General features: G+C 49.8%; 11 protein-coding genes. 2 read left to right on the top strand and 9 right to left on the bottom strand.

The genetic code is table 11. The features are described 5' to 3' along the window. Positions 1-1,200, bottom strand: coding sequence for a glycoside hydrolase family 88/105 protein (locus ACXAGX_RS11205; protein ID WP_474838366.1), 1,200 nt, complete (start codon positions 1,198-1,200; stop codon positions 1-3). 454 nt (positions 1,201-1,654) lie between these two features. On the opposite strand from ACXAGX_RS11205, the gene ACXAGX_RS11200 reads away from it, so the two are divergent. After that, complete coding sequence (locus tag ACXAGX_RS11200) at positions 1,655-4,396, top strand: TonB-dependent receptor (RefSeq protein WP_474823766.1); 2,742 nt, start codon at positions 1,655-1,657, stop codon at positions 4,394-4,396. A gap of 63 nt (positions 4,397-4,459) precedes the next feature. Further along, on the top strand, positions 4,460-5,215 hold the full coding sequence (locus ACXAGX_RS11195) for a rhamnogalacturonan acetylesterase (RefSeq protein WP_474838364.1): 756 nt from the start codon (positions 4,460-4,462) through the stop codon (positions 5,213-5,215). Between the two features lie 59 nt (positions 5,216-5,274). Here ACXAGX_RS11195 and ACXAGX_RS11190 read toward each other — a convergent pair whose 3' ends face one another. The 8 genes from ACXAGX_RS11190 to ACXAGX_RS11155 all read right to left on the bottom strand — a co-directional run bounded on the left by ACXAGX_RS11190 (position 5,275) and on the right by ACXAGX_RS11155 (position 12,279). Continuing rightward, positions 5,275-5,484, bottom strand: a complete 210-nt coding sequence (locus tag ACXAGX_RS11190; RefSeq protein ID WP_474838362.1) for an AbrB/MazE/SpoVT family DNA-binding domain-containing protein — start codon at positions 5,482-5,484, stop codon at positions 5,275-5,277. Between the two features lie 101 nt (positions 5,485-5,585). Then, complete coding sequence (locus ACXAGX_RS11185; RefSeq protein WP_474838360.1) at positions 5,586-6,002, bottom strand: type II toxin-antitoxin system VapC family toxin; 417 nt, start codon at positions 6,000-6,002, stop codon at positions 5,586-5,588. After that, positions 5,999-6,226 (bottom strand): type II toxin-antitoxin system VapB family antitoxin, encoded by a 228-nt coding sequence (gene vapB / locus ACXAGX_RS11180; protein WP_474823757.1) that lies wholly within the window; start codon positions 6,224-6,226, stop codon positions 5,999-6,001. Before vapB ends, ACXAGX_RS11185 begins: the two co-directional genes overlap by 4 nt. A gap of 118 nt (positions 6,227-6,344) precedes the next feature. Then, positions 6,345-7,262, bottom strand: coding sequence for a sugar kinase (locus ACXAGX_RS11175; RefSeq protein ID WP_474823754.1), 918 nt, complete (start codon positions 7,260-7,262; stop codon positions 6,345-6,347). Next, positions 7,259-7,897: a bifunctional 4-hydroxy-2-oxoglutarate aldolase/2-dehydro-3-deoxy-phosphogluconate aldolase gene (eda, locus tag ACXAGX_RS11170; protein ID WP_474838358.1), complete on the bottom strand. Its 639-nt coding sequence runs from the start codon at positions 7,895-7,897 to the stop codon at positions 7,259-7,261. The genes ACXAGX_RS11175 and eda overlap by 4 nt, the downstream gene beginning before the upstream one ends. Then, positions 7,897-9,357 carry a mannitol dehydrogenase family protein gene (locus ACXAGX_RS11165; protein WP_474823750.1) on the bottom strand — a complete coding sequence of 487 codons (1,461 nt, stop codon included), beginning with the start codon at positions 9,355-9,357 and terminating at the stop codon, positions 7,897-7,899. The genes eda and ACXAGX_RS11165 overlap by 1 nt, the downstream gene beginning before the upstream one ends. Before the next feature lie 4 nt (positions 9,358-9,361). Then, entirely contained in the window at positions 9,362-10,777 is a 1,416-nt protein-coding gene (uxaC, locus tag ACXAGX_RS11160) for a glucuronate isomerase (protein ID WP_474838356.1), read from the bottom strand. Between the two features lie 14 nt (positions 10,778-10,791). Continuing rightward, complete coding sequence (locus ACXAGX_RS11155; RefSeq protein WP_474823746.1) at positions 10,792-12,279, bottom strand: UxaA family hydrolase; 1,488 nt, start codon at positions 12,277-12,279, stop codon at positions 10,792-10,794. Between the last annotated feature and the right edge of the window lie 64 nt (positions 12,280-12,343).

Genomic DNA, 12,343 nt, shown 5'->3' with positions numbered 1-12,343 from the left:
TTACTTATTCAGTTCAAGTGCAGCGAGGATAAACGGGCCCACACCTTTTGCATCGTTGGCGCGAACGGGTTCACTCATGTAATACTCGAATGAACCATCTCGGTAAGGGTTGCCTCCTAAACCGGCAACGGCACAAATTTGTTCGAAGCTGATCACGTTGTTGGTTGGGTCAACTGAAATCATTTGGTCTTCAATACCTGCAAAACCCTTCTTCGCGTAGGTGGTATAGTCTTTCGGCAACACATTCATGTTAACACCTTTAGCTATAGCGTAGGTGAGCATGGCGGTACCGGAACCTTCCAAATAATTTCCTTCTTTGTCGCCTAAATCAGTGACTTGATACCAAGCCCCGGTTTCATCCTGATACTTTACAGCGTGATCGACAAAGTTCTTGAAGCGCGAAACCAGCCACTCTCGTTTTTCGCTCTGACTCGGTACCACTTCCAATACGTCAACAACGGCCATGGCGTACCAGCCTAAAGCCCGTGACCAGTGATTCGGCGACAGGCCTGTATCGTTATCGGCCCATTTTTGATCGCGAGATTCATCCCAGCCGTGACGGGGCAGGCCGGTATTCTTTGCGTACAGGTGCTTTTCAATTAACTCAAATTGCTTATAAACATCATCCAGTTCTTTCGGATCGCCATAGCGCATGATGTATTCAGCGTAAAAAGGGGCGCCCATGTACAGGCCATCCAACCACATTTGTGACGGGTAGCGTTTCTTGTGCCAGAAGCCGCCTTCGCTAGTACGCGGATGGTCGTTTAACTGGTCGCGCAGGGTGTCGGCGGCCAGCTTGTATTTTTTGTCACCGGTTTGGTCGTACAGGAAGAATAACACTTTGCCCGGGTTAACCATGTCGATGTTGAATTTGCTGCGTACGTAGGTGTTGATGGTACCGTCTTCATTTACAAAGCGGTCGTAGTAGGCCTTGATGTAGTCGAGGTATTTTTGCTCGCCAGATTGTTCGTAGAGTTTGGAAAATGCCAGCAGGTTAAGACCGTGCACGTAGTCCCATTGAGGTTTTTCATCCCAATCAATCATCCATGCTTCGGGGAAGCGCACCATTTCCGATTCGGCCATGCGCACAGACCAGGGTTGAGTATTGTCCAGATAGGCTGCGCTATCGGTAGCGAGGGCTGAAACTGGCGCGCTTAGGGTGGCCGCCGCGAGCAATACGGAACTAAAGAACTTACGCATTGGAACTCTCCAAAATTAACAAATTAAATACTTTATGTGCTACCGGTAGCATAATGCTTCAGGGGTTAGATGTTGTCAAGTTGTTATATTTACGCAGAACAATATAACAAAAAAGCCTCAAGGCCTTTAGAAACGTACGCTGTAGCGAATTTTTCAGTAATAGAAAATAACACCACAGTTGAATAAAATTAATTGAAATCAACGGATTTATCAGACTTTAGTATAAATTGTGACGGTGTTTACAATTTTTCAATAAAAACTATTGCCACCGGTAGCAATTGGATCTAGCATGTAAAACAATTGTAAAGCAGACCTCTGTATCTAACGCGGCTTTGCAGGAAAAATAAAAGCCACCGGTGGCGATGTAAATGTCAACCAAAGTGGCTGAGAGGATTCGGGCTACACATCAAGGTGTAGTGAGATAGTAACGAAGAATTATCCGTGAGGAACACTCATGAACTTTGCCAAAGGTTTCAAAAAAGCGCCACTTAGCTTAGCAGTTACAGCAGCTTGTATTACATCTATGGCCGTACAAGCACAGGAAACTACATCTAACACTGCTACCGACGATATCGAAGTCATTTCAGTTCGCGCCAGCAGCTATGCAGATAGCTTATCGAAAGCTCTGTCGTTGAAACAGTCTTCTGCCGGCTCGGTTGATACTATTCTTGCTGAAGACATTGCCGACTTCCCTGATCAAAACCTGGCCGAAGCGCTGCAACGTATTCCGGGCGTAGCCGTTACCCGTGAAGCGGGCGAGGGTCGGGAAATTACCGTTCGTGGCCTGAACTCTACTTTTACCCGAGTACAGTTGAATGGCATGCAGGCGCAATCGCTGGCTGCCGGTACCGGTGGTGTGCGTACCAGCCGTGGTTTCGACTTCAACGTATTTGCTTCTGAACTTTTTAACCAGCTTAGTGTTTATAAAACCACCTCAGCAGAGCTTGATGAGGGGTCGCTAGGTGCCACCGTCGCATTGCGCACCGGCCGTCCCTTTGATTTTCAGGATAATGTAGTGGCCGTGAATGCTCAGGGCGCTTATAATGATCAGTCACAAGAGCTTACGCCGCGTATGTCTGCCCTTGGTTCCTGGACAAACGAAGATGATAACTTCGGCGTACTGTTCTCTGCGTCATTCTCAAACCGTAATGTAAACAACGCGGGCTCTGATACCGGGCGCTGGGAAGACGACACCTTTGGTGCCTGTTCGGCCTGTACCAGTGATGCAGATGTTGCCGCAGTGAGCAGCGCATGGCACCCGCGCTTCCCGCGCTTTGCCGATAAAACCCACGATCAGGACCGCTTAGGTTTAACCGCAGCTGTCCAGTTCGCCCCCTCTGAAAACACGATTATTTCTGTTGATGCATTGTATGCAAATATCGACGCCCATCGCGATGAGCCTTTCATGGAAGCTATCTCGCTGGCCCGTACCGGTGCAACAGGCGTACAGCAGTCTGACGTAACGGCTTATCAAATTGACGGCAACAACACCATGTATGCCGCCACTATTGCTGATGTGGATGTACGTTCTGAGTTCTTCCAGGCAGACTGGGAATCGGAATTCACTCAGTTCAGTGTGAGCATTGATCACCACTTTACAGATGCGCTGAAAATGTCACTGCTGGCTGGTTCGTCTAAATCTGTATTGGATAACCGTGAAACTACGGTGATTTACGAGCATTTCAGTGACAACGACGAACGTAAAACGCTTGAGTATGCTGAAGCAAGCTCTGCGGTCACGTACGACTTCTCCGATATGCTGAACCCCACCATCGGCTATAGCTTTGACACAACGGATCCGGCTAACTGGGAAGTGTCTGAATTCCGTGACCGTATCTATGACGCGGAAACGTCAACCGATACAGTGCGCGGCGATTTGGAATATATCCTGACCGACGAACTGACGGTAAGCGGCGGTGTAACATGGCGTGAATATGGCTACGAAATCGAAGGTGTGCGTGCTGACGCTTCATTTGCTTCAGTGGATGGTTCTGACGGCACTGTAGACAATTCTGCTTGTGGTATCAGTAACGTGGTAACCGATGCAGACGGTGGTGTGGTGTCTTTTGGTGGCCAGAGCTTCTTCATGGCGGATGGCGCCAGCATCAGCGACTTCGTTAACAGCGGCTGCTGGCCTTACAATGTGCGTCCGGGCGATACCCGTTCGGTAACGGAACAGTCGCTGGGTTATTACGTGCAGGCCGACTTTAACACTGAAGTGGGCGGCAAAATTCTGCGCGGTAATGCCGGTGTTCGTCATGTAAAAACCGATCTTGAATCAACCGGTATTGTGAACGGTACCGAAGAAGTTACCGTTGAGCATGATTACTCTGACACCCTGCCATCGGTTAACCTGGCGCTGGAAATGACAGATGAGTTAATTCTGCGCGCAAGCTGGGCAAAAGTGATGTCACGTCCGAATCTGGGTACCCTGAGCCCGGGCGGCAGCGTGTCGATTTTTGGTGATTACCGCGTGTCTTACGGCAACCCTTACATCGAGCCTTTCCGTGCGGATGCAACAGACCTGGCGGTTGAATGGTACTTCGATGAGGGCGCGCTGTTCTCGGTAGCGTATTTCCAGAAAGATATTGAATCACTGCCTACCACTGAAACTGTGCAAGTGAGTTGGGCGGAAACAGGTCTGCCAGATTCACTGCTGGGTGCAGAACTGGACAACGTGATTGATGAAACGTTTGAGGTGCGCCGCACCGTGAATGGTGAAGGGGGGGATCTGAATGGTTTCGAAATTCAGTACCAGCAGCCACTTACGTTCCTACCAGGTCCTGAATGGATGCAGAAGTTTGGTGTGCTGGCTAACCTCACGCTGGTGGATTCAGAGGTCACTTACGGTGAAGGTCGTGTAGGCCCGCTAACCGGCCAGTCTGATGAATCTGCAAACTTCACCTTGTACTGGGAAGATGAAGTGTTCAGCGCCCGCGTGTCAGCAGCCTACCGTGGTGAGTTTTATACTAACCTGAGCAGCACCGACGAGCGTAAATGGCGTGTTATGGATGCCACCACTTATATCGATTTCTCAACCAGTTATAAATACTCAGAGAACCTGAAATTCACTCTGGAAGGAATTAACTTAACGGATGAAACCATTGATGAGTACATCGATGCTAATGCAATGCGCATCATCAACAGTCAGGCCACAGGTCGCCAGTTCTTCCTGGGTGTGAGCTACAGAATGTAACAGAGTGTAGTGTGTCTTAGGCCATCAGCGATGATGGCCTTTTTTTATAAAAAAGGATTCGCAATGAAAAAACTAATGCTTTCCCTGCTAATCGCCGCTACGTCATTCGCGGCCAGTGCACAAGATCCTACCCGTACCACCTTGCACCTTATCGGCGATTCCACCATGTCGGTGAAACCCAACCTGTACTATCCGGAGCGCGGCTGGGGCATGGCGCTGCCGGGCTTTATGTCGCAGGAACTGGAAATTCTGAATCATGCGGCCAACGGCCGCAGCACCAAACGTTTCATCGATGAAGGCCGCTGGGGCAAGGCGTTGTCCGAGATGAAAGAGGGCGACTATGTGCTTATTCAGTTTGGTCACAACGATCAGAAAAAAGAAGATCCTGCTCGCTATGCCTCGGCAGAAAAAGACTACCCTGCGTATCTGCATCGCTACATCAAGGATGTGCGTGATAAAGGCGCTACACCGATGATTGCCAGCTCTATCTGCCGTCGCTATTTTGAAGAAAATGGCGATGTGCGCTACACCATGACCGATTATGTGAATGCGGCGCGAGAAGTGGCCAAAGAAGAAAACGTAACCTTCTTTGATATGAACAAGTTTACCTGTGATTATCTGCAGGAAGCAGGCGATGAAGCAACGGTGAAATTTTTCTTACGTATCCCACCTGGCATTTACACCCGCTATCCGGATGGTAAAAGTGACGACACCCATTTAAATACCCTGGGGGCTGCATGGGTAGCGCAATTTTTCATTAAGGATTTAAAAGCGAAAGCGCATCCGCTGGCTAAATATGTATATCGGGAAACGCTGTAATCCGGAAGACCCGGACGCGTTCCCCGACGGCAGTGATTTGAATAGCAAAGAGGGCGACGTTATTGTGCAATCATATCCTGGTTCACAATGAAGTCGGCTTCACCTTTCTCTACATCACTCAGGCTCATCCACGACTGTGTCACCGGATTAATGGTGACCTCATTACCCTCAACCTTGATATCTAAATCAAGAACAGCCTTGAATCTGAATCCTTTTGGTAGGCGCACAAATTGATTGTCGCCTACTTTATATAACGCTGATTTGTCCATGTTCCGCTCGGGTGGTGATGTGTATATAGGAAAAAGTAGTAGACAGTGTGGGGAAGTCAAGGAAGGCGGGTGAAAATAGAGATAAAGCCACCTTAGTTAAATTAGTGGGTCCAGTTCTCAACTTGCAAACCACTGACACGATTAAATTCGCTAACATTGTTCGTAACTATAGTGCAGTTTATGGCTAAGGCATTCCCGGCTATAGCAGCGTCGTTTGAACTAATCGGCGTACCAGCTTTTGCAAGCTCCTTTTTAATTCGTGTTGTTGCATCAACAGCATCTTTATCCCACGGGACCACCGCGTCAATTCTTTCCATGAATTCTGAAATGACAGCAGGAAGTTTAGGGGAGGCTTTTTTACCAATGCTGCCGAACATTAATTCAGAATATGTAATAGCAGAAATAACGATTCTGTCTTTGTTTTGTACGTGGGCCTGAAGCGCTTGTAATACTTGTTCAGGCCTCTTCCTTATGATGTAAGAGCAAATATTTGTATCAAGCATGTAGGTGCGTTTCATAGCACTACGCGACCTTCAGTAATTACATCCGGTCTTTCAGACATAAAGTCTTCATCGACGCTATCAATGGCGGAGAAGCTCGTCCAAGATTTTCTTAACGGACGAAGTATAACGCTGTCACCTTCCTTAATAATTTCGACCTCTGAAATGCCATCGAATTCAAAGTCTTTAGGCAGACGCACAGCCTGGCTTCTTCCATTTTTAAATAAAGATGCAGTTTTCATGGTATACCCCAAGTGACATATGACAGACATATGCAAGTATGGAGATTGTTTGAAAATAAATCAATGTACGGAAGTACGGGTTTTTGAAGTAGCTTTGGGGGAATTAAACGCCCCCCAATCAGGAGAGCGCTGCAATATGCTTGTAGAAAGCTTCTTTTTCGACAATGGCGCCGGGATAGCTAATTACCGTTGCAGCCACTTTGGCACCGAAGCTGGCAGAGTCAGTAACATCTTTACCAGATAAGCGCGCTGACAAATACCCGCCATTAAAGGCATCACCGGCTGCGGTGGTATCTACAACCTGCTCAACCCGTTCTACAGGAACGATACAATGGGTTGCACCTTGGTAAATATGCACGCCTACTGCACCGTTTTTCACGATGATCTCTGCGACACCTAATGCAGCTACGTGGGCATGAATGGCGTCTACATCGGTATGACCATAAAGCGCGAGATGATCATCGCCGCCAGGAAAGGCAATGTCTGCATGACCGTAGGCTTTGTCGATCCAGGTCTGTGCTTCTTGTTGGTCTTTCCATAGGCGAGGACGGTAATTGGGGTCAAAGACTACTTTGCCGCCGGCCGCGCGCACGCTATCAACTAGGTCGAACAGTTTTAAGCGCTGGGCGTCATCCAGAATCGCCAGTGAAATACCGCTGAAGTAGAATACATCTGCATTATTCAGGCTGCCATTGAACAGATTCATGGTTTGGGTTGCGGCAGAGTTCGCGCGCCAATAGGCAAAAGTACGTTCGCCATGCTTGTCGGTGCGCACCATATACAGGCCCAGGTTGCGGTCGTTACTTCGATAAACCTGGTCTGTATTGATTTCTTCCTCACCCATCTTGAACAGTAACTCGTCACTGAGAAAGTCGGCGCCGATGGCAGTGAGATAGCTCACCGAAATGTCGTGAGCGCAGCGTTTCAGATAAACGGCGGTGTTGTAAGTGTCGCCGGCATAACCTTTGGACAGCGTATCTGCTCCCCGGTTAACCAGTTCTACCATGCACTCGCCAAAAATGACGATTTTGCTCATGGGCGATACTCTTCAAATGCGGCGATAGCCTGTTTACATTTTTGGGTAATGCTTTCCCAGTTTCCGCTTTTCACATCGCTGGATGGGATCATCCATGAACCGCCAACAGCAAACACATTGTTCAGTTTCAGGTAATCACCTACGTTATCGCCAGACACCCCACCGGTAGGGCAGAATTTTATCTCTTTAAAAATGCTACTGAGTGCTTTCAGCATGGGAGCGCCGCCGCTCAGGTGAGCCGGAAAGAATTTGAGCTCTTTCAAGCCGTACTCGCTGGCCATAAGGATATCGGCCGGATTGCTGGTGCCGGGAATAAACGGGACGCCAGAACTCATTAGTCCGTCGAGTAAGCGGGAGCTTAATGTTGGCGTAACTAAAAACTGGCTACCCGAATCAACAGCTTCTTTCGCGTGCTCTGGTGTAAGTACTGTTCCCATACCTACTACCATATCGGGTAAAGAATCACGGATAGCCGCAACGCAGTCGGCAGCGGCATCAGTACGACGTACAACTTCCAGGTTTTTCAAGCCACTGGCTTGAACGGCACGGGCGATATCCAATGCTTCATCTACGGTATCGGCTTGTAGGATCGGAAGAATTGGTGTGCCTTTAACGACTGACAGAATCCCTTTCATTACAATTCTCCTAATTGTTGCGCCATGTTTTCAACGCGGATGTTTTCTAATTTGCTCACTTGATCATGCACCGCTTGGCGGAAATCCTGATTGTCGGTTAACTCGGCAAATACATCGTTCAGGTTCAGCACGGCATCAGTAAGCGCTTCAACGTCACCTTTGTTGGCTTCGGCCAGGGATAACAGTTGCTCAGCTTTGGGATCGGTAATGGTTTCGCCGGCCAGCTGACGCTTAGCAATAAACAAAATCCAGGCTGCAATTGGCACGCTTAGCAGTTTGATGCTGCCGCCGGCCTTTATTTGGTCGCGCACGGTATTAAGAATACGGAAAGGCAGTTTCTGTGAACCATCCCACGCAATCTGCGACAGCATGTGGCGAATATGGCGGTTGTGATAGCGATTCAGAATGTCATCGGCGTAGGCCGGTAAATCCATTTTGTCGCCCACTTCAATGGTTGGCAGAATTTCTTCTGTCAGTAAACGGCGGATAAACGCTTCGATTTCCGGCTTGCTAATGGCTTCGAATACGGTGTCGATGTCGAGCAGTGAACCCACGTAAGCTAACGAAGAGTGAGTACCGTTCAGCACACGCAACTTGGCTTTTTCAAACATGTGAACGTCGTCAGTGAACGTTACGCCCACCTTTTCCCATGCTGGGCGAGGGCCGCTGAATTTGTCTTCCACAACCCATTGAGTAAAAGCTTCGCGTTGTATTGGCCATTCATCGGTAACGCCTAGAGCCGCAGACGTTTGGCTAACCAGTGCTTCGTCAGTCGCCGGGGTAATACTGTCTACCATGGTGTTCGGGAAACAGATATTTGCTTTAATCCACGCAGCCAGCTCGCTGTCTTGCAGTTTGGCAAACGCGACTACCGCGGCGCCAAGCTTGCTGCCATTGTCCGACAAATTATCGCAGCTGATCACGGTAACTTCATCGGCACCGGTCGCTTTGCGTTTCGCCAGTGCTGCTACAATCAGCCCGATGGCTGAAACAGGCTCTTCGGGGAAATCTTTGTCATGAACGATGTCAGGGTGAGACGCATCCAAATTGCCCTGATTATCCAGGCAGTAGCCTTTCTCGGTAATCGTAGTGGAAATGATGTGCGTGGTCGGGGCAGTCAGCGATGCCATAATCGCATCGCGGTCGTCGGCAAGCACAAACACATGATTCACGGAGCCGATGATTTGAGTGTAAGGCTCGTTGTCCAGTACGACCAGCGCGTACAGGTTATCCTGTTCAGCCAGCTTTTCTTTCAGCGTTTTGCTGCGCATAGACACACCGTCGATGCGCCAGTTGCCGCCGTGGGCCATGGCTAAATCGGTGTACACCGCTTGGTGGGCGCGGTGAAACGCCCCCGGGCCAATATGTACAATGCCGCTGGTGGTGGCGTTCACATCGTACTGTGGTTGCTTAACGTCTGCCGGTAAATCGGCCAGCGTGGCAAAATTAAGACGAGCCATTCCGTTACCCCAGGTTGTAGGCGTTTTTCGCCAGATTGTAAGACAGTTGCTGTGCCAGTTCGGCGGCTTCCCAGTCGGCTACGCGGTGCTCAACCACCAGTTGCGCGAGGAATCGGCAGTCAATGCGGCGTGCCACATCGTGACGGGCCGGAATAGACAGGAACGCGCGGGTGTCGTCGTTAAAGCCAACGGTGTTGTAGAAACCAGCGGTTTCAGTCACGTTATGGCGGAAGCGCAGCATGCCTTCCGGGCTGTCGTGGAACCACCACGCCGGACCCAGCTTCAGGCACGGATAGTGGCCAGCAAGTGGCGCCAGTTCGCGGGCGTATACGGTTTCATCCAGCGTAAACAGAATAATATTGAGGTTCTTCTCGTTACCGTATTTGTTCAGCAGCGGTTTCAACGCGTTCACGTAGTCGGTCTGCATTGGGATATCGTGACCTTTATCGCGGCCGAATTTCTTAAACAGGCTTTCGTTGTGGTTGCGGAAAGAGCCCGGATGAATTTGCATTACCATACCGTCTTCCACACTCATGCCCGCCAGTTCGGTGAGCATTTGTGCGCGGAACAGTTCCTGTTCGGCGGCAGAGGAGTCGCCTGACAGCACTTTGCTGAACAGGCTTTCGCATTCCGCGGCAGATAAATCTGCGGTGGCGGCAGTCGGGTGACCGTGATCAGTAGCCGTTGCACCATGTTCGCGGAAGAACTGACGACGCTGACGCAATGCCGCCAGATAGCCGTTCCAGCTGGTGGTGTCTTCACCGGTGATTTCACCGAGTTTCGCTACGTTAGCCACGAAGTCTTCGCGGGAGGCATCGACCACATCGTCAGGGCGGAAAGTGGTAATAACGCGCTTGTCCCAACCGGTACCTTTAATGTGTCCGTGGTGAGTCAGAGAATCCAGTGCGCCTTCGGTGGTGGCGATGAGTTCAATGTTGAAACGGTCCATCAACGCGCGGGGTTTGTACTCCGGCTTCGCCAGTTCGGCAGTGATGAACTCGTAGTAATCCATGGCATTATCGGAGCACAGCATATCGCTCAGGCCGAACACGTTTTTAAATACGGTGTCGAGCCACATACGAGACGGCGTGCCAGGGAATAAATAGTAGTGATCAGCAAACAACTGCCAGATTTTGCGCGGGTCAGCTTCTGATTCACCGCCGTCCCAGCGACGAATGCCTAACTGCTCAAGGGTAATGCCCTGAGAATACAGCATACGAAACACGTAATGGTCGGGAAGAATAAACAATTCGGTGGCATTACCGAAGTTTTCATCGTAGGCAAACCAGCGTGGGTCAGTGTGTCCATGTGGGCTGATAATAGGCAAATCGCGGACCGACTGATAAAGCTCGCGGGCAATTCCCCGGGTCTTTTCATCTACGGGGAACAGCCTGTCTTCATGTAGTAAAATCGGTTTCATAACATTCTCTTTTATTAAAGGGTTACGCCTCGTTTCCAAATGGCAATCTCGTGACTGCCATTTTTCTCATTACAGGTCAGCTGGCCTGACGCCGTACTGAGACAAAGTTGGTACAGCTGTGCAGCGCAGTCGTCGATACTGACGCCTTGCAGCACTTGTCCCGCGTTGAAGTCAATCCAGTGTGGTTTTTGTTCTGCTATTCTGGAATTTGACGATATTTTTAGTGTGGGTACAGGGAACCCGAGCGGTGTACCGCGCCCGGTAGTGAATAAAACAATGTGTGCGCCACTGGCGGCCAGGGCGGTACTACTAACGGCGTCGTTACCCGGCGCCTGTAACAATGACAAACCTTTTTGATTTACCGGCTCGCCGTACTTAAGTACGCCACAAACCGTTGCCTGACCACCTTTTTGCACCGCACCTAAGGATTTTTCTTCCAGGGTGGTTAAGCCGCCCGCTTTATTACCCGGTGACGGATTTTCATAAACCGGCTGGTTGTGGTCGAGGAAGTATTGCTTGAATTCGTTTACCAGTGACACGATGTCTTCGAACACCGGTTCGCTGATGGCGCGATCCATGAGCAGTTGTTCGGCACCGAACATCTCCGGTGTTTCTGTTTGCAGTACGGTACCGCCTACATTGGTGAGAATATCGGTCATGCGGCCAACCAGCGGGTTTGCGGTGATACCGCTAAATGCATCGCTGCCACCACATTTCACGCCTAGTACTAATTCTGACGCTGGAACAGGTTCGCGTTTATCTCTGCCCACGGTATTGAGCATTTCGTAAACCAATTTAATGCCTTCCTCAATTTCATCTCCCACTTGTTGGGAATTAAAATAGCGAAGACGGTCTTGTGGTTTATCAACCAACTCGAGCATGGCAGAGAGCTGGTTGTTTTCGCAGCCTAAGCCCACAATCAATACTGCGCCTGCATTAGGATGGGAAGCCAGCGCCGCAAGAATCGCACGGGTATCGGTAAGATCATCGCCTAATTGTGAACAACCGAAGGGATGCGTGAATGCGCGGAAACCATCGCATTCATTGGTAAATCGGCGCTCACACTCAGAGGCAATACGTTCAGCGGTGCGATTGACACAGCCGACAGTATTGATGATCCAAATCTCATTACGAATACCTACTTTGCCATTCTCGCGGCGGTAGCCCATAAAGGTGGCATCTGATGGCTTGCTCCCGGTGGCATTTTTTGCCGGTGTTTTCCAGGTGTAAGCTTCCTGTCCACTGAGGTTTGTTTTTAGATTGTGGCTATGAATGTGGGCGCCGGCAGCGACATCTTGCAGAAGGTGGCCAATGGGGAAGCCATACTTCATGATATTGTCACCGGCATGCATAGCCTTTAGCGCAACCTTATGACCCGCCGGAACCGCATCCGTCAGAGTCAGTCCCAGATTTTCGTTATGGGTGCCCGCGTCTAAATCCATTGTCGCTACAGCAACGTTGTCTTGCGGGTGAACCTGAATCAGCTGGGTTTGGTCTTGCATACTATAAACTCCTCAATGTGAACGGCATCGGCAATGAGAAACGGGTTGGGAACGTTTTCTTAAC

This window comes from Alteromonas sp. ABV4_515 (genome assembly GCF_056160345.1).
This window is presented reverse-complemented; position numbering and strand designations above follow the sequence as displayed.